Below are 17,443 nucleotides of genomic sequence, written 5' to 3'. Positions count from 1 at the left end.
CCAGCCAACGTTTGCCACGGGCCGTGGCGATGGTGCCACTGGCCGCATCCCCACGGCTAGAACGAGGTCCACCCTTCTCCCGCGAATCCCCCATGGCCATCACCGCGCCCCCGATCGACATCGGCATCCCCGAAGCTCAGCGGCAGCAGATCGCCGCGGGGCTCGGCCGCGTCCTGGCCGACAGCACCGTGCTCTACGCCAAGACCCACGGCTTTCACTGGAACGTCACCGGGCCGATGTTCAACACGCTCCATCTGATGTTCATGGACCAGTACACCGAGCTGTGGACGGCCCTCGACCTGATCGCCGAGCGGATCCGCGCCCTCGGTTTCCCGGCCCCCTACGGCGGCGCCACCTACGCAGGCCTGTCTTCGATTCCTGAAACCGAAGGCGTCCCCGCCGCCCTCGCCATGGTGCATGAACTGGTGCAGGGCCATGAAGCCGTGGCCCGCACGATCCGATCGGTGTTCAGCCTGGCCGATGCGGCCAACGACCAACCCACCGCCGACCTGCTCACCCAGCGCCTGCAGATCCACGAAAAAACCGCCTGGATGCTGCGCAGCCTGCTGGAGGGCTGACGCCCTCGGGTCCGGCGCAGGCCGTGTTGCCCGCGTAGCGGGCGCAACGGCCGCAGCCAGACCCGAGGGCGTCAGGGGTTGGGGGCGGGGTTGGAGGATTTATGAGAGGGATTTCTTACTGATGGGAGGTCGATAGATTGGTGTGTCCGCCAACGCCTCAGGCTCCACCACCCATGGCGAAGTTCGTTTTTGTGACCGGTGGGGTGGTGTCGAGCATCGGCAAGGGGATCGTGGCTGCCAGCCTGGGCCGGCTGCTGAAGAGCCGGGGCTACAGCGTTTCGATCCTCAAGCTCGATCCCTATCTGAACGTGGATCCGGGCACGATGAGCCCTTACCAGCACGGCGAGGTGTTCGTCACCCAGGACGGCGCTGAAACCGACCTTGACCTGGGCCACTACGAACGCTTCACCGACACCGCCATGTCGCGCCTCAACAGCGTGACCACCGGCTCGATCTACCAGGCGGTGATCAACAAGGAACGCCGCGGCGACTTCAACGGCGGCACGGTCCAGGTGATCCCCCACATCACCCGGGAGATTCGCGAACGCATCCATCGGGTCGCCGCCGACAGCGGCGTTGATGTGGTGATCACCGAGATCGGCGGCACCGTCGGCGACATCGAATCGCTGCCCTTCCTGGAGGCGATCCGGGAATTCCGCGGCGATGTGGGTCGTCGCGACCTCGCCTACGTGCACGTCACCCTGCTGCCTTACATCGGCACCTCCGGCGAGATCAAGACCAAGCCCACCCAGCACTCGGTCAAGGAGCTGCGCTCGATCGGCATCCAGCCCGATCTGCTCGTCTGCCGCAGCGACCGACCGATCAGCGACGAGCTCAAGGCCAAGATCGGCGGCTTCTGTGGCGTTTCCACCAGGGCGGTGATCCCCGCCCTCGATGCCGACAGCATCTACGCGGTGCCGATCGCCCTGGAGCGCGAGGGCCTCTGCCGCGAAGTTCTCGACGTGCTGGGGCTCGACGATCGCGCCAGCGACATGGCCCGCTGGGCGGAGCTGGTACGGAAACTGCGCAATCCGGGGCCCACGGTGAAGGTGGCCCTGGTGGGCAAGTACGTGAGCCTCAACGATGCCTACCTCTCGGTGGTGGAGGCGTTGCGCCACGCCTGCATCGATCGCGACGCCTCCCTCGACCTGCGCTGGGTCTGCGCAGAGCAGATCGAAGCCCAGGGGCCTGATGCCCTGCTGGAGGGCATGGACGCGGTGGTGGTGCCGGGCGGATTCGGCAACCGGGGAGTCGACGGCAAGGTGACGGCGATCCGCTGGGCACGGGAGCACAGGGTGCCTTTTCTTGGTCTTTGCCTCGGCATGCAGTGCGCCGTGATCGAGTGGGCCCGCAACCTGGCGGGGCTCCCGGAGGCCACCAGTGCCGAACTCGACCCCGAGACCCTCCACCCGGTGATCCACCTGCTGCCGGAGCAACTGGATGTGGTCGACCTGGGCGGCACGATGCGACTCGGGGTCTACCCATGCCGCCTGGCTTCCGGCACGTTGGCGTCCCGTCTTTACGGGGAAGAAGTGGTCTATGAGCGGCACCGGCACCGCTACGAGTTCAACAACGCCTACCGCAACCTGTTCCTCGAATCAGGCTTCACGATCAGCGGCACGTCTCCGGACGGCCGCCTGGTGGAACTGATTGAACTGGGCGATCATCCCTTCTTCACCGCCTGCCAGTTCCACCCCGAGTTCCTCTCCCGCCCCGGCAAACCCCACCCCCTCTGCCGCGGCCTGATCGAAGCGGCCCAGCAGCGGGAGGCTCTGGAGCTGAGCGCAGCCCAGCCCTGTGGGGTGCCGGTCTCCCGTTGAATGGCCGAATCAAGCTTCGCAAACGATCCCGTTTCGCTGCCGGTGGTCGAAACCTTTCACTCCCTGCAAGGCGAGGGGGCGCACGCCGGCCGCAGCGCCTTCTTCATCCGACTGGGTGGTTGCAGCGTGGGTTGCTCCTGGTGCGACACCAAGCACTCCTGGCCTGCAGGCGTGCATCCGAACCAATCGACAGCGGAGCTGGCCGCCCTGGCGCAAACGGCAGCCGATGCTGGCGCCGGCTTTGTGGTGATCACCGGCGGAGAGCCGCTTCACCACCAGCTCGATGCCCTCTGTGCCGCCCTGCACCCGCTGCCGATCCATCTCGAAACCAGCGGCGTGGATCCGCTCTCGGGCCGCTTTGCCTGGATCACCCTCTCCCCCAAGCCCCATCTCCCCCCGAGCCGCGAGGCCCTGGCCCGTTGCGACGAGCTCAAGGTGGTGGTTCACGGCCCCGCTGATCTCACCTTCGCCGAAGCGATGGCGGCCGCGGCGATCCAGGAACGCCGGAGCGCCACTGGTGCGCCAACGGCCGCTCCGCCCCTGCTGCTGCTGCAGCCCGGCTGGGAGAGCCCGGCGGGCCTGGCGGCGGCGATCGGCTTCGTACACCACCAGCCTGGCTGGCGGCTCAGTCTGCAGACCCACAAATGGCTGGGCCTGCGCTGAGCGCCGGAAGCACAGCCATGGCAGCAGCCATACACTCACGAAACCCTGACCGATTCGTGTGAGCACCACGCCAAGGCGCCATCTCGTCACCGGTGGTGCCGGCTTCGTCGGATCCCATCTGGTCGACCGGCTGATGGAGGCGGGCGACGAGGTGATCTGCCTCGACAATTACTTCACCGGCCGCAAGCTGAACATCGCCGGCTGGATCGGCCATCCACGCTTCGAGCTGGTCCGCCACGATGTCACCGAACCGATCCGGCTGGAGGTGGACCGGGTCTGGCACCTGGCCTGTCCCGCCTCGCCGGTGCATTACCAGCACAACCCGATCAAGACCGCCAAGACGAGCTTCCTCGGCACCTACAACATGCTCGGCCTGGCCCGCCGGGTCGGCGCCAGGCTGCTGATGGCCAGCACCAGCGAGGTGTATGGCGATCCGGATGTTCACCCCCAGCCGGAGAGCTACCGGGGCTGCGTCAACACCCATGGCATCCGCGCCTGCTACGACGAGGGCAAGCGGGTGGCGGAAACCCTCTGCTACGACTACCACCGCATGCACGACACCGAAATCCGCATCGCCCGGATCTTCAACACCTACGGTCCCCGCATGTTGCCGGACGACGGCCGTGTGGTGAGCAATTTCATTGTGCAGGCCCTGCGCGGCGAGCCGCTCACCCTCTATGGCGATGGCAGCCAGACCCGCAGTTTCTGTTTCGTCGACGACCTGGTCGAGGGCCTGATCCGCCTGATGAACGGGAATCACCCCGGCCCGATCAACATCGGCAACCCCGGCGAATTCACGATTCGTCAGCTGGCCGAGCTGGTACGTGAGCGGATCGATCCGTCACTCCCCCTGGTCACCCTGCCACTGCCCCAGGACGATCCACTCCAGCGGCAGCCGGTGATCACCCTGGCTCAGCAGGAACTGGGCTGGGAGCCCAGCGTGGATCTGAGCGAGGGTCTGGATCGCACCATCGCCGACTTCAGGCGTCGCCTGGAGGCCTGAGCGGCGCTCCCGCAAACTGGGCGCAGTGCTGAACGTCGGTGTGGAGAAACTGCAGAGCCTTCGGGGCATGGTGGATCTGCTGCCGGAGCAAATGGCGCTCTGGCAGGCCATCGAAGCCTGCGCCCAGCGCCAGTTCCACCGGGCCGCACTCACGGAGATCCGCACACCATTGCTGGAGGCCACCGAGCTGTTCGCCCGTGGCATCGGCGCCGCCACCGATGTGGTGGGCAAGGAGATGTACAGCTTCGAAGACCGCGGCCAGCGCCGTTGCACGCTGCGGCCGGAGGGCACGGCATCGGTGGTGCGAGCGGTGCTGCAGCACGGCCTGCTCAACCTGGGGCCGCAGCGGCTCTGGTACGGCGGGCCGATGTTCCGCTACGAGCGTCCCCAGGCGGGGCGTCAGCGCCAGTTCCACCAGCTTGGCGTCGAGCTGCTCGGCTTCGCCGATCCCCGCAGCGATGCCGAAGCGATCGCGATCGCCTGGGATCTGCTCGCTGCGCTGGGAATCCAGGCGCTGACCCTGGAGCTCAATTCCCTGGGCGATGCCACCGACCGGGCCCACTACCGGGCCGTGCTGGTCGAGTGGCTGGATGCACGCCGCCACCAGCTCGATCCCGAGGCCCAGGCGCGGATCGACACGAACCCCCTGCGCATCCTCGACAGCAAGTCGCCCGACACCCAGGCCATCCTGACCGGCGCCCCCCTGCTCGGCGACTGTCTCAGTGAAGCCAGCCGGCAACGCTTCGAGCGGGTCCGTCGGGCGCTGGACCAACTGGAGATTCCCTACCGGCTCAACCCCCGGCTGGTGCGGGGCCTGGATTACTACACCCACACGGCCTTCGAGATCACCAGCGGTGAGCTGGGAGCCCAGGCCACGGTCTGCGGGGGAGGCCGTTACGACGGCCTGGTCGAGGAACTGGGCGGCACGGCCACCCCGGCGGTGGGCTGGGCGATCGGGCTGGAGCGGCTTGTGCTTCTGCTCAGCAGCAAGGAAGCAGCCAAGGGGCTGGCTGGGGCGAAGGCAGCCGATGTCTATCTCGTCAGCCGCGGGGAGACGGCCGAACTGGAGGCCCTGGCCCTGGCCCAGCAGCTGCGGCGGGGCGGTTGCGCGGTGGAACTGGACCTTTCCGGAGCCGCCTTCGCTAAACAGCTCAAACGGGCCAATCGCTCAGGAGCGCCCTGGGCGGTGCTGATCGGTGAGGGCGAAAGCGACCAGGGGATGGTGATCCTCAAGGATCTCCGCAACGCCGTCGAACAGCGCCTTGCTCCATCGGACACGGTTCGGCTCCTGCTGAGTGATCTCTGCGATGCTCAGTCGGATTGCCTGGCTCCCTTAACCCGATGAGCACCACTCTGGAGATCCGCACCATCTGCTGCATCGGCGCCGGCTACGTGGGGGGACCCACGATGGCGGTGATCGCCGACCACTGCCCGGACATCCAGGTCACAGTGGTGGATCTCAACGTGGCCCGGATCGCCGCCTGGAACGACCCCGACACCAGCCAGCTGCCCGTCTACGAGCCTGGCCTGGCCGCCGTGGTGGAGCGTTGCCGGGGCCGCAACCTGCACTTCAGCACTGCAGTGGATGGGGCGATCGCCGCCGCGGACATGGTGTTCCTCTCGGTGAACACCCCCACCAAAACCCGCGGAATCGGCGCCGGAGAAGCCTCCGATCTGCGCTGGATCGAGGCATCCGCCCGCCAGGTGGCCGCCTCGGCCCAGGGTCACACGATCGTGGTCGAGAAAAGCACCCTGCCGGTGCGCACGGCCGAAACCGTCCAGGCGATCCTCAGTGCCGCCCAGGGCCAACCCGGCTCCGAACCTTCATCCAACGGCGCCAAATCCTTCGCAGTCCTCTCCAATCCCGAGTTTCTGGCGGAAGGCACCGCGATCAAGGATCTGGAGAACCCCGACCGGGTGCTGATCGGCGGCGATGAAGCCGCCGCGATCGAGGCGCTCGCCTCGGTCTATGGCCACTGGGTGAAACCGGAGCGGATCCTGCGCACCAACCTCTGGAGCAGCGAACTCTCCAAGCTCACCGCCAATGCGTTCCTGGCCCAGCGGATCTCCTCGATCAATGCGATCGCCGCCCTCTGCGAGGCCACCGGTGCCGATGTGCGCGAGGTGGGACGGGCGATCGGCACGGATTCGCGCATCGGCAGCCGCTTTCTGGCCGCGGGGCCTGGTTTCGGCGGCAGCTGCTTCCAGAAGGACATCCTCAACCTGGTTTACCTCTGCCGCCACTACCGCCTCGAAGAAGTGGCCCGCTACTGGCAGCAGGTGGTGGAGCTCAACAGCTGGCAGCAGCAGCGGATCGCCCGGCTGGTGGTGGCCAGCCTGTTCGGCACGGTGAGCGGCAAACGGATCGCCGTGCTCGGCTTCGCCTTCAAGGCCGACACCAATGACACCAGGGAAGCGCCGGCGATCCGGATCTGCCGCGACCTGCTCGAAGAGGGCGCCCATCTGGCGATTCACGACCCCAAGGTGGGCGGCGGTCAGATCAGCCGCGACCTTGGCCGCCCGGAAGCGGCAGGTGATGGCAGTGGCCCTGGCGGCGATGGCAGCTGGCAGAGCAGCACCTCCGTGCTGGAGGCTGTCACCGGCGCTGATGCCGTTGTGGTCCTCACCGAATGGAGCGCCTTCGGCGAGCTCGACTGGTCGGCAATCGCCTCACGGATGCGCCGCCCCGCCTGGCTGTTCGATGCCCGCGCCATCACCGATGCGGCAGCGGCCCGGGCAGCCGGGCTGAAGGTCTGGCGGGTCGGGGAGGGCAGCTGAATGGTTGAACCACACAACGGACCCGACCGATGAGTGTGCTGGTCACCGGAGCAGCGGGCTTCATCGGCGCCGCCGTGGCTGAGCGACTGCTCGCACGCGGGGAGCGGGTGATCGGCCTCGACAACCTGAACAGTTACTACGACCCGGCCCTGAAGCAGGCCCGGCTGCAGCGGCTGCTGCTGGAGCCCTCGTTTCAGTTCCAGCAGCTGGACCTGGCCAACGGCAGCGCGATCGCGGAGCTGTTCACCAGCGAGCGCCCCGACCGGGTGGTGCACCTCGCCGCCCAGGCGGGGGTTCGCTACTCGCTGGAGAATCCCCTCGCCTACGTGAACAGCAACGTGGTGGGGTTTCTCTCAATTCTGGAGGGTTGCCGGCACAACGGCATCAGCCATCTGGTCTATGCCTCCAGCAGCTCGGTCTATGGCGGCAACCAGCTCCTGCCGTTCTCGGAACAGCACGCCGTGAACCATCCGGTCAGCCTGTATGCCGCCACCAAGAAGGCCAATGAGCTGATGGCCCACACCTACAGCCACCTCTATGGCTTGCCGGCCACCGGCCTGCGCTTCTTCACCGTGTACGGCCCCTGGGGACGACCAGACATGGCGCCGATGCTGTTCGCCCGGGCGATCCTGGCGGGCGAGCCGATCCGGGTGTTCAACCGGGGCCTGATGCAGCGTGATTTCACTTACATCGACGACATTGTCGAAGGGGTGGTGCGCTGCCTCGACAAGCCGGCAACGGCAGCAACCGATTTCGATCCCATGGCGCCGGATCCGGCCACGGCGGCGGTGCCCCATCGACTGTTCAACATCGGCAACAGCCAGCCCGTTGCGCTGCTGGAGTTCATCACCGTGCTGGAGAAATGCCTGGGTCGCGCTGCGATTCAGCAACTGGAGCCGATGCAGCCAGGCGACGTGACCTCCACGGCGGCTGACACCTCAGCCCTGGAGAGCTGGGTTGGCTTTGCCCCCCAGACGCCCCTCACCGAAGGAGTGGGGCGCTTTGCCGATTGGTATCGAAGCTGGATTCAGGCTGAGCCGACCGCGACGTAGGAGCCGTAGAAGAAGAGACCGACCACGAAGATCACGGCGATTCCGCCGGCTGTGGCCACCAACCAGAGGGGAAGGGCCCCTTCGGTCCAACGGCTGCGCCAGGGAACGGCGGGCCGGCCGTCGGGGAGACGATCTGGAATGCGGCCATCGGGGAGGCCTGATTTCTTACCGCTCATGGCGAGATGTCGGGATTGCGTTGAACAGAATTCAGCTGATGCTGAATTTCAGTTGAAGAAGTAGCTGGTGAACAACACGCCGATCACGAAGACCAGCAGCAAGCCCAGATAAAGGCTGGTGCGGTTCAGCTCAACGGGCAGGTTGTTCGGATTGGGGTTGCGCTCCATGGTTCTGAATCAGCGACGGACGAACTGCATGGCGGCCAGGGCGCCCAGGAAAAACACCGTTGGAACTCCCAGGGCATGAACAGAGAGCCAGCGCACCGTGAAGATCGGGTAGTTGCGTGGCGTGGTGGCGGTTGGCGATTGGCTCATGGAATCACTTCAGGCGCAGATCAAGTTGGCTCTTGCCTTCGTAGCGCTGGCTAACCACAGGCGCCTTGGCCTCCTGAGCCTGGAAATAGGCATCAGGCCTCGGCGTTCCGAAGGCGTCGTAAGCCAGCCCGGTGGACACGAACAGAAAGCCGGCCAGGAAGATGGCAGGCAAGGTGACCGCATGGATGACCCAGTAGCGGATGCTTGTGATGATCTCGAAGAAGGGGCGTTCCCCGGTGGAGCCGGCAGCCATGGCAGCGGGCAATTCAGCTGCTGAATCTTAAGGGTCGACCCGGGAGCATCGGGAAGGGATCGGGTGGTTGGTTACACAGCGGCGACGGTCAGGCCACCCAGCGCAACAGGTTGCCCCGCTCACCCAGCACGAAGCCCTTGCCATCAGGGGTGAAGACGATGCGGTTGAAATTGGTCGGTTGCTCAGACCCCACCGGATCCCGTTGCCAGCTGGCGCCTTGATCCCGGCTGACCAGCAACGTGCCGCTGCCCCCACCAGCCCAGATCGCCCCGGTGGGGTCCCAGGCCATATCCAGATAGCCGAAGCCGTTGGTGATCGGAATCACAGGCTTGCTCCACTGATCAAGGTCGGAGGCATCGGCATTGAAGCGGAGCTGGGCTCCCCGGGTGACCATCCAGAGGGTCCCCTGAGGCTGGAATCCCATGCTCTGCACCCGCTGACTGCTGATCCGCTGATGGGGCTGCCAGATCTCCTGTCCCGGCACCCAGGTGGCAAAGAAATTGCCCAGGCTCGAGACGCTCACGTACGCACCATCAGGCGAGCGTCTCAGATCGCGGACGGCTCCGGCCGCATCGCTCACCTCCGCCTGCCAGCTGGAGCCGCCATCACCTGTGCGGTAGATGGCTCCCACATCGGTCGCCAGCTCGGCCTGCTGGGCTCCGAGAGCCGTGATCAGGTAGGGCTCGCCGGGTAGCTTCGTGTCGAGCAGGAGGCGCTCCCAGTTCTGGCCGGCATCAGTGCTGTGCAGCAGCAGACCAGGCTGGCCGGCGATCCAGCCCTCGCGGCCGTTGAAATCGACGCTGATCAAACGGTAGTTATCGCCTTCCGGCAGAGCCAGTGCCCGCTCCTGCCAGCTGGATCCGCCATCGTCGGTTTCCAGGATCAGGCGGTTGCTGCCCACCAGGAAGCCATGCCGATCATCGCTGAAGGCCAGATCGAGGGGGCTGGAGGTGGTGTTCAGCTGCAGCGGCTGCCAGGGGCTCGTTGCCGTCAAGGCCAGACCCGAGGTGACGCAGCCAGTGAGCCCGAAGCTGAGGCCAACGGCAAGCACAAGGGAGAGCAGGGAGGAGAGCAGACGGTTCACGGGGCTCAACGAAGGGAATAGAGGGAAAGGAAAAAGGCGAAAGCGAGGGCGAAGCCCCCGAAGATCAGCACATTCTTCTGGCCCGGGGTGAGCTTGTTGACGCCGAGGCCGAACTCGAGGTTCTGCTCGAAGCCGCTCGCCTGACTGCGCGGACCGATGTCACGGAAAGCGCCGACCCGGCTGCGGCAGACCGGACAGCGGAAACCCACCGGGTCAAGGGCGCTGAAGGGGGTGCCTGCTTCGATCTTCAGCTTGCGAATGCCCTCATCGGGGTCGTAGACGAAGCCGCAGCTGCGGCACTCGAAGCGATGGCTGGCGGGATCGGTGGCAGGCGCCGTCACCGGCTCGATGGCAGGTGCCGTCACCGGCTCGGTGGCAACGGTTTCAGGGGGCAGATCGTTCTGCGGCTCGTTGTCCTGACCACTGACCATGGCGATGGACACCCTGCCGATGCCGCCAACTCTATCGAGACCCTCCGATCAGCAGCCTGATGGCTGGGCTGGATCCTTCGATTTCCGCCGGTGGATGCCAGACTTCCCGCCAGGTTCGGTCGGCTGATGTTCGTTCTCCCCGGCTATGACGCCTTCCTGGGCTTTCTGCTGATCTCAGCGGCGGTTCCGGTGCTGGCCCTTGTCACCAACAAGCTCGTTGCTCCGAAATCCCGCAGCGGCGAGCGGCGGCTCACCTACGAATCGGGCATGGAGCCGATCGGCGGGGCCTGGATCCAGTTCAACATCCGCTACTACATGTTCGCGCTGGTCTTCGTGATCTTCGACGTGGAAACGGTGTTCCTCTACCCCTGGGCCGTGGCGTTCAACCGGCTCGGCCTGCTGGCCTTCATCGAGGCCCTCATCTTTATCTCGATCCTGGTGGTGGCCCTGGCCTACGCCTGGCGCAAGGGCGCCCTCGAATGGAGCTAACCGGTCTCTCACGATGACGATCACCCCTTCCCCTGTTTCCCCATCGATCGAGGCCCTGCGCGATCTGCGCGCCGCCACCTGCAACCCGATCGGAGCTCCCACGGTCACCTCGGATCTATCCGAGAACGTGATCCTCACCAGCCTCGACGACCTACACAACTGGGCGAGGCTCAGCAGCCTCTGGCCCCTCCTCTATGGAACGGCCTGCTGCTTCATCGAGTTCGCCGCCCTGCTCGGCTCCCGCTTTGACTTCGACCGCTTCGGCCTTGTGCCCCGCTCCAGTCCCCGCCAGGCCGACCTGCTGATCACCGCCGGCACGGTGACCATGAAGATGGCCCCGGCCCTTGTCCGCCTCTACGAGCAGATGCCGGAACCCAAGTACGTGATCGCCATGGGTGCCTGCACGATCACCGGCGGCATGTTCAGCGCCGACTCCACCACTGCCGTGCGCGGCGTTGACAAACTGATCCCTGTGGATCTGTACATCCCCGGCTGCCCGCCTCGGCCTGAGGCGATCTTCGACGCCGTGATCAAGTTGCGCAAGAAAGTGGGTAATGAGGCTCTGGCCGAGCGAGGCAACCTGCTCCCCACCCACCGCTATCTGACGATCAGCCACCAGCTCAAAGCCGTCGAGCCGATCATCACCGGCGCCTATCTCAAGGCGGAAACCCAGGTGGCGGCCCTGGCCGAATCCTCCGGCCTGCCGATCACGGCCACAGCCGACCCTGCCCCCACAGCCGAGCCGATCCCCGCCACCAGCGTCAACACCGATGCCTGATCCCAGCTCCGATTCAGCTCCTGCCCAGGAGCCAGCCAGGCAGCCCGCAACCGCTGAGCTCGTTGCCGCCACTCCGGGCCCGGTCAGCCAATGGCTCAGCTCCCAGGGTTTTGATCACGACTGCCTCGGGACCGACCATGTCGGCGTCGAACTGATCGGTGTGGAACCGGAAGCCCTGCCGTTGCTGGCCACGGCCCTGAAGGCAACGGGCTTCGATTACCTGCAATGTCAGGGCGGCTACGACGAAGGGGCCGGTGGACGGCTGGTGAGCTTCTATCACCTCGTCAAGCTGGGTGCGGCGGCTGATCCAGCTCCCGCTCCGGGCAGCCGGCCCGAAGAGGTGCGCCTGAAGGTGTTCCTTGCCAGGGACGGAGCGCTCAGAATCCCCAGCCTCTATGGCCTCTACCGCGGCGCCGACTGGCAGGAGCGCGAAACCTTCGACATGTACGGGGTTGAATTCGTGGGGCATCCCCACCCCAAGCGCCTGCTGATGCCCGAAGACTGGAAGGGCTTCCCGCTCCGTAAGGACTACGTGCAGCCCGATTTCTACGAACTCCAGGATGCCTACTGAGCCGGCCGCCGCTCAGCTGAACTCCTGTCCCCTGTTTCCCTTCATCCTGCGGTAGAAGCGCATCACCGCCTGGGCGAGGCTGCGGGAATCATGGCGGAGGCTGGCTGTGGGCTGGGTGCCCTGCAAGGCAGCCTGCATCACCTCATAGCCCTGGCTCCGCAACTTCGGCCCGTCGCAGATCACCGGTTCCGCCCCCCGGGCCCGGTAGTGGTCGATCAGGCGATTGTCGGCGATGGTCTCCTGGGCGAGCACCGCCGTGAACAGTCGCTCTTCCACACCCAGGCTGGCCAGCTGGGCTTCGATCGCGCGCAGGTGGCCCTCCACGTCCAACCTGTCGGTTTCACCGGGCTGGGTCATCAGATTGCAGATGTAGAGGCGGGGCGCCTTGCTGCGGCTGATCGCCTCAACCAGTTGGGGCACCAGCAGATTGGGCAGCAACGAGGTGTAGAGGCTGCCGGGGCCGAGCACGATCAGTTCGGCATTGGCGATGGCTTCGAGGGCCCGCGGCAGGGCCGGTGGACGCTCCGGGATGCAGCCGAGCCTCACGATCGGGCTGGTGGCATGGCCGATGCTGGATTCGCCCTCGATTCGCTCGCCGTTCTCCAGCTCCGCCCAGAGGCGCACATCCGCCGTGGTGGCAGGCACAACCTGACCCTGAACAGCCAGGACCCGGCTGCTGGCGGTGATCGCCGACTCCAGGCTGCCGGTGATCGCCGTGAGGGCGCTGAGAAAAAGATTGCCGAAACTGTGGCCCTCAAGCCCACTGCCGGATTGGAAGCGGTACTGGAACAACCGGGTCAGCAACGGTTCCTCCCGGGCCAGGGCGGCCAGGCAGTTGCGGATGTCCCCGGGGGGCTGGACCCCCAGTTCGCGGCGCAGCACACCACTGCTGCCACCATCGTCAGCCACGGTGACGATGGCGGTGATGTTGCTGCTGTAACGCTTGAGGCCGCTGAGCAGGGTGGCCAGGCCGGTACCGCCGCCGATCGCCACGACACTGGGACCCCGGTTCAGCCGCCGCTGGGCCATCAGGGCATCCACCAGCACGGTGCCCTTCTCCGGGGCCAGGGCCTGCTGGATCGAGTCGAAGCTGCGGCTCTGACCCCAGATCACCAGGGCCGCACCAATCAGCAGCACCACGGGGCCGGTGATTCCACTGGGCAGGACCTGGGTGAGCTGAGAGAGCAGCCAGTTCAGCGATTCCAGTGACCAGTAGATCGGCTTGAGATCGGCGAGGATGGCGGCCCCCAGCAGGGCCAGCACCAGCCCAAGACCGGAGGTGAAAACCCAGCGCTTCACCACCAGACCGGGCTGCAGCCAGCGCACGGCCCGCCTGGAGCGGCTCATCAGATCCTGTTGACGCCGATCTCCCCGACCGATCCAACCCGGACGGCGTACCGACCGACCGCTCAGGCGTCGGGGCAGATGGGGGCGCTGGGAGTTCAAACCGACAGGGCTTCACGCCACAGCACGGAGTCGATGGAACTGTACGAATGAACGACAAGGAAAACCCGGCACCGCCATCGGGCCCCAGCCGTTCGCAACCAGTGGTGGAGCTGGTCAACCTCAGCATGCGCTGGGGCTCCAACACCGTTCTCGACGACGTCAACCTGACCCTCCTGGAAGGGGAGCGGCTGGCGGTGGTGGGGCCATCGGGAACGGGAAAATCCACCGTGCTGCGCATCCTCGCCGGCCTGCTGCTGCCCAGCGACGGGGAACTGCGCGTCAACGGCATCCCCCAGCGCTACCTGCGCATCGACCAACCGCACCCCCCCGACGTGCGGCTGGTGTTCCAGAACCCTGCCCTGCTGGCCTCCCTGACGGTGGGCGAGAACGTGGGCTTCCTCCTCTACCGACACAGCGGCCTGCGCGACCGGGACATCCGAGCCAGGGTCCATCAGGCGCTGGAAGCCGTCGGATTGCTGGGCATCGAAAACCTGTTGCCTGGAGAACTCAGCGGCGGCATGCAGAAACGGGTGAGCTTTGCTCGCGCCCTGATCGAGGACCCCAGCCGCTCCACCGGCCAACACCCCGTGCTGCTGTTCGACGAACCCACCGCCGGCCTGGATCCGGTGGCCTGCACGCGCATCGAGGATCTGATCGTCACCAGCAGCCGGATGGCGGGTGGATGTTCGGTGGTGGTGAGCCATGTGATGAGCACGATCCTGCGCTCGGCCGAGCGGGTGGCGATGCTCTACGACGGCAGAGTGCAGTGGTGCGGCCCCACCGAAGCCTTCACTACCACGCAGAACCCCTATGTGGTCCAGTTTCGCAGCGGTAGTCTGCAGGGCCCGATGCAACCAGCGGAGCTCTGATACGACATGCGGCGTAGCGTGCGTGAGGCTCTGGTCGGATTCACCCTGCTCGGCGCTGTAGTCGGCAGCTTTGGCCTGTGGCTCTGGCTGCGAGGGGTCTCGTTGAGTCAGAACAACTGGATCGTCAAGGCGAGTTTTGAGGATGCCGCCGGCCTGGCGGACCGCTCCCCGGTGATCTATCGCGGCGTGCAGGTGGGCAGCGTCAAGAGCCTCAAAACCACCTCGGCAGCGGTGCTGGCCGAACTGGAGATCAGCGATCCCAGGCTGCGCCTGGCCAGACCCACCATCGCCCAGGTGCAGACCGGTTCCCTGCTGGGGGGGGATGCCCAGGTCGCCTTGATCAGCACCGGCAATCCCCTTGCCGCCAATGGCCCGAACCCCCGCGATCCGAACTGCGACAAGGCGGTGATGGTCTGCGCCGGCAATGAACTCAAGGGTGTCGCCGCCGCCAGCCTGAGCAGCGTCACCGAACTGATGCAGAAATTGCTTGCCCAGGCTGAACGGGAACAGATCCTGCCCCAGATCGCCTCCACCACCCGCAGCTTCGATGCCACCTCCAAGGAGGCCCAGGTCTTCCTGAAGGAAGCGCAGCGGCTGGTGAAGGAGCTGAACGCGGCCGTGGGCAAGGCCGATCCTATCCTTGCCAATCTGAACGCCGCCAGTGCCGATGCCGCCACCGCCGGCCGGCACGTGCGCAACCTCACTGCCACTCTCGACAACCCCAAGACCCTGGCCGAGCTCAAGACCACGGTCAGCAACGCCCAGCGGCTCACCGCCCGGGTCGATGCGGTGGGGGGCGATGTGAACAAGCTCACCAGCGACCCGATGTTCATGGATGGGGTCCGCAGCGTGGCGATCGGACTGGGCCAGTTGTTTGATGAGCTCTATCCGGCCCAGACGGGCCTGGCCCGGGACCAGGCAGAAAAGGGCAGGGCCGGCAAGGCCAAACCAGCGGAGTAGGACCCGTTCAGAGGGTTCTCCCTTGGGCCTTCAGGTGCCGTTGAGAGCTTCCAGGGCGATCGCGGCAATCGCCTGGTCGCTGGCCTTGGGCAACTGCACATAACGGCCACCGGCTGCCTCGGCCAGCTCCTTGCCCATGCCGCTGCCGATGAACTTGCGCTCGGTGTCGATCACCAGCAGCTTGAGGCCAAGGGCGCGGTAGCGCCCGGCCACGAGGCGGAGCTCCTCCCGGAGATCCACCGGCTCCTCCCCCTCCAGCACCGGCTGACCGAGCGAGCGGCTCAGCGGCACATTGCCGCGGCCATCGGTGATCGCCACGACGACCACCTGGCCGAGATCGCCGCTGGCCAGGGCATTGGCCCCCACCCTTGCCGCCTGGGTGAGGCCATGGGCCAGGGGTGAGCCACCGCCACAGGCCATCTGCTCCAGCCGCCGCCGCGCCGCCGTGATCGAGCGGGTGGGGGGCAGCAGCACCTCCGCCTGCTCGCCCCGGAAGGGGATCAGGGCCACCTGGTCGCGGTTTTCATAGGCCTCGGTGAGCAACCGCAGCACGGCACCCTTGGCGCTCTGCATGCGGTTGAGCGCCATCGAACCACTGGCATCAACCAGGAAGATCACCAGGGCACCCGCCTTGCGCTGCAGTTGCTTGGCCCGCAGGTCGCCGTCCTCGACGATCACCCGGCGGTGGGGCTCCCGCTGCCGTCTCGCCTTCTGATGGGGAGCGGCGGCCCGCAGGGTGGCATCAACGGCGATCCGCCGCACCGGCCCGCGGGGCAGCATCGGTTTGACGTAGCGGCCGCGGCTGTCGCTGATCACGACGGAACGGTTGCCGCTGCCACCGCGCCTGGTCTTCGCTGCCGCGAACAGGAGCAGATCAGGATCGATCGCGGTGGCTTCGGGATCGAGCAGAAACTCTTCGGGAATCGACGGTGGCGCCTGATCATCGGGGCTGTCCTGGTCGGCTTCGGCCTCGTCCTGATCGGGAGGCTCCGGCGGGTCCGGCTCCTCGGCATCGTCCTGTGGCGGCGGCTCCTCCGCAGGCGGATCGGACGGGGGCGGGTCTGCCGGGGGTGGCGGCGGCTCCAGGGGCTGGTCGGGATCAGGGGAGGAAGCTGCAGTGCCCGAGGCGCGATCACCAGGCGAACAGCCACCTGCAGATCGTCGGCATCGACGAGATCTCGGCCACTGAGGGCCGCATGGGCCCGGGCCACCCGCACCGCATAGAGCTCGGCCCGATGGCCCTCCACGCCGCCACGGATGGCTTCATTCACCAGATAGAGCACCTGCTCCCGGGCGATCCGCACATCCGGTAACCACTGGCGGGCCAGCAGCAACTGGGTGGCCAGGGCATCGGTTTCATCCTGCCAGCGGCTCACGAAGGCTGCGGCCGCCTCGCCATGCAGCAGGGCCGAGCGGGTGATCTCCACCCGCTGCTCCGTGCTGATCAACTGATTGGCCGAAAGGGCGATCGCGAAGCGATCAAGCAGGTGATCGCGCACGGGCCCCTCTTCGGGGTTGTAGGTGGCGATCAACAGGCAGCGGCAGGGGTGACAGAGGCTCAGCCCCTCCCGCTCGATCCGGTTCTCCCCCGAGCCCACCGCCGCCAGCAGCAGGTTGGTGATGCCATCGTCCAGCAGATTGAGTTCATCGACGTAGAGCACCCCGCGGTGGGCCTCGGCCAGCAGACCCGGCTGGAAGACGCTCGTTCCGGAGGCCAGCGATGCGGTGACATCCACCGAGCCGATCAGACGGTCTTCGGTGATGCCGAGCGGGATCTGGATGAAGGGCGCCGGAATCACCCGGGCAGGCAGCAGGGCGGTGGGGTCAGCGCCGCTGGCATCCCCGCCCAGTTCGGTGATGCGCCGACGGGTGGCGGCATCCCACTCCTCGGGCCGTCTGGGATCGGCGTTCTGGCTGCAATCCACCACATCGATCGGAGGCAGCAGGGCATGGAGGCCCCGGGCCAGCACCGACTTGCCAGTGCCACGCCCCCCCGCGATCACCACTCCGCCCAGGCCGGGGTCGACAGCGGCCAGCAGCAGAGCCAGCTTGAGGGTGCCATGGCCGGTGATCGCCACCAGCGGGAAGGCCCCGGCCGCTGGCTGACGCACCGAACCCGAACCGGGTCGAGGGGCTGGCTGCACGCCGCTTGCGACCATGGAGGAAAAGACCGGTTT

The 17,443-nt window shown here is 66.5% G+C and carries 19 protein-coding genes and 1 pseudogene; 12 read left to right on the top strand and 8 right to left on the bottom strand.

Annotated features, from left to right (window positions below; genetic code table 11):
- The first annotated feature begins 92 nt into the window (after positions 1 to 92).
- The 7 genes from ACXMDY_RS12820 to ACXMDY_RS12790 all read left to right on the top strand — a co-directional run bounded on the left by ACXMDY_RS12820 (position 93) and on the right by ACXMDY_RS12790 (position 7,894).
- Positions 93 to 578, top strand: a complete 486-nt coding sequence (locus tag ACXMDY_RS12820; RefSeq protein ID WP_259700837.1) for a Dps family protein — start codon at positions 93 to 95, stop codon at positions 576 to 578.
- Positions 579 to 751: 173 nt separating this feature from the next.
- Entirely contained in the window at positions 752 to 2,398 is a 1,647-nt protein-coding gene (locus ACXMDY_RS12815; protein WP_457767638.1) for a CTP synthase, read from the top strand.
- Positions 2,399 to 3,061, top strand: coding sequence for a 7-carboxy-7-deazaguanine synthase QueE (locus ACXMDY_RS12810; protein WP_259702750.1), 663 nt, complete (start codon positions 2,399 to 2,401; stop codon positions 3,059 to 3,061).
- 58 nt (positions 3,062 to 3,119) lie between these two features.
- Positions 3,120 to 4,064 carry a UDP-glucuronic acid decarboxylase family protein gene (locus tag ACXMDY_RS12805; RefSeq protein ID WP_259702749.1) on the top strand — a complete coding sequence of 315 codons (945 nt, stop codon included), beginning with the start codon at positions 3,120 to 3,122 and terminating at the stop codon, positions 4,062 to 4,064.
- Between the two features lie 40 nt (positions 4,065 to 4,104).
- Positions 4,105 to 5,409 (top strand): histidine--tRNA ligase, encoded by a 1,305-nt coding sequence (hisS, locus tag ACXMDY_RS12800; protein WP_259702754.1) that lies wholly within the window; start codon positions 4,105 to 4,107, stop codon positions 5,407 to 5,409.
- Positions 5,406 to 6,842 (top strand): nucleotide sugar dehydrogenase, encoded by a 1,437-nt coding sequence (locus tag ACXMDY_RS12795; protein WP_259702748.1) that lies wholly within the window; start codon positions 5,406 to 5,408, stop codon positions 6,840 to 6,842. The genes hisS and ACXMDY_RS12795 overlap by 4 nt, the downstream gene beginning before the upstream one ends.
- A gap of 29 nt (positions 6,843 to 6,871) precedes the next feature.
- Positions 6,872 to 7,894 carry an NAD-dependent epimerase gene (locus tag ACXMDY_RS12790; RefSeq protein WP_259702747.1) on the top strand — a complete coding sequence of 341 codons (1,023 nt, stop codon included), beginning with the start codon at positions 6,872 to 6,874 and terminating at the stop codon, positions 7,892 to 7,894.
- Here ACXMDY_RS12790 and ACXMDY_RS12785 read toward each other — a convergent pair.
- The 6 genes from ACXMDY_RS12785 to ACXMDY_RS12760 form a co-directional block, all read right to left on the bottom strand.
- Positions 7,870 to 8,070 carry a photosystem II reaction center protein J gene (locus tag ACXMDY_RS12785; RefSeq protein ID WP_259702746.1) on the bottom strand — a complete coding sequence of 67 codons (201 nt, stop codon included), beginning with the start codon at positions 8,068 to 8,070 and terminating at the stop codon, positions 7,870 to 7,872. The two genes, ACXMDY_RS12790 and ACXMDY_RS12785, sit on opposite strands and share 25 nt — an antisense overlap.
- A 48-nt stretch (positions 8,071 to 8,118) precedes the next feature.
- Positions 8,119 to 8,238, bottom strand: coding sequence for a photosystem II reaction center protein L (locus ACXMDY_RS12780; protein ID WP_071800396.1), 120 nt, complete (start codon positions 8,236 to 8,238; stop codon positions 8,119 to 8,121).
- Between the two features lie 9 nt (positions 8,239 to 8,247).
- Positions 8,248 to 8,385, bottom strand: coding sequence for a cytochrome b559 subunit beta (gene psbF, locus ACXMDY_RS12775; protein WP_071800397.1), 138 nt, complete (start codon positions 8,383 to 8,385; stop codon positions 8,248 to 8,250).
- Between the two features lie 4 nt (positions 8,386 to 8,389).
- On the bottom strand, positions 8,390 to 8,638 hold the full coding sequence (gene psbE, locus ACXMDY_RS12770; RefSeq protein ID WP_255088494.1) for a cytochrome b559 subunit alpha: 249 nt from the start codon (positions 8,636 to 8,638) through the stop codon (positions 8,390 to 8,392).
- A gap of 88 nt (positions 8,639 to 8,726) precedes the next feature.
- The gene (locus ACXMDY_RS12765; RefSeq protein ID WP_259702745.1) at positions 8,727 to 9,722 is read right to left on the bottom strand and encodes a photosynthesis system II assembly factor Ycf48; all 996 of its coding nucleotides are present in this window, start codon (positions 9,720 to 9,722) and stop codon (positions 8,727 to 8,729) included.
- Positions 9,723 to 9,727: 5 nt separating this feature from the next.
- On the bottom strand, positions 9,728 to 10,153 hold the full coding sequence (locus ACXMDY_RS12760; protein WP_399235735.1) for a rubredoxin: 426 nt from the start codon (positions 10,151 to 10,153) through the stop codon (positions 9,728 to 9,730).
- A 126-nt stretch (positions 10,154 to 10,279) separates the two neighbouring features.
- On the opposite strand from ACXMDY_RS12760, the gene ACXMDY_RS12755 reads away from it, so the two are divergent.
- From ACXMDY_RS12755 to ACXMDY_RS12745, 3 genes are read left to right on the top strand one after another with little or no spacing between them, the layout of a single operon-like run.
- On the top strand, positions 10,280 to 10,642 hold the full coding sequence (locus tag ACXMDY_RS12755; RefSeq protein WP_259702743.1) for an NAD(P)H-quinone oxidoreductase subunit 3: 363 nt from the start codon (positions 10,280 to 10,282) through the stop codon (positions 10,640 to 10,642).
- Between the two features lie 13 nt (positions 10,643 to 10,655).
- On the top strand, positions 10,656 to 11,420 hold the full coding sequence (locus ACXMDY_RS12750; RefSeq protein WP_259702742.1) for an NADH dehydrogenase subunit K: 765 nt from the start codon (positions 10,656 to 10,658) through the stop codon (positions 11,418 to 11,420).
- The gene (locus ACXMDY_RS12745) at positions 11,413 to 11,991 is read left to right on the top strand and encodes an NAD(P)H-quinone oxidoreductase subunit J (protein WP_259702741.1); all 579 of its coding nucleotides are present in this window, start codon (positions 11,413 to 11,415) and stop codon (positions 11,989 to 11,991) included. Before ACXMDY_RS12750 ends, ACXMDY_RS12745 begins: the two co-directional genes overlap by 8 nt.
- Before the next feature lie 12 nt (positions 11,992 to 12,003).
- On the opposite strand, the gene ACXMDY_RS12740 is transcribed toward ACXMDY_RS12745, so the two are convergent.
- On the bottom strand, positions 12,004 to 13,338 hold the full coding sequence (locus ACXMDY_RS12740) for a gluconeogenesis factor YvcK family protein (RefSeq protein ID WP_259702740.1): 1,335 nt from the start codon (positions 13,336 to 13,338) through the stop codon (positions 12,004 to 12,006).
- Between the two features lie 146 nt (positions 13,339 to 13,484).
- Here ACXMDY_RS12740 and ACXMDY_RS12735 point away from each other — a divergent pair, with 146 nt between their 5' ends.
- Positions 13,485 to 14,306, top strand: a complete 822-nt coding sequence (locus ACXMDY_RS12735) for an ABC transporter ATP-binding protein (RefSeq protein WP_259702739.1) — start codon at positions 13,485 to 13,487, stop codon at positions 14,304 to 14,306.
- Positions 14,307 to 14,312: 6 nt separating this feature from the next.
- Entirely contained in the window at positions 14,313 to 15,266 is a 954-nt protein-coding gene (locus ACXMDY_RS12730) for an MlaD family protein (RefSeq protein ID WP_259702738.1), read from the top strand.
- Positions 15,267 to 15,296: 30 nt separating this feature from the next.
- Here the strand turns inward: ACXMDY_RS12730 and bchD are convergent.
- Positions 15,297 to 17,425: pseudogene (bchD, locus tag ACXMDY_RS12725) on the bottom strand (magnesium chelatase ATPase subunit D).
- Between the last annotated feature and the right edge of the window lie 18 nt (positions 17,426 to 17,443).

The sequence above is a fragment of the Cyanobium sp. ULC082 genome (genome assembly GCF_977927535.1).
This window is presented reverse-complemented; position numbering and strand designations above follow the sequence as displayed.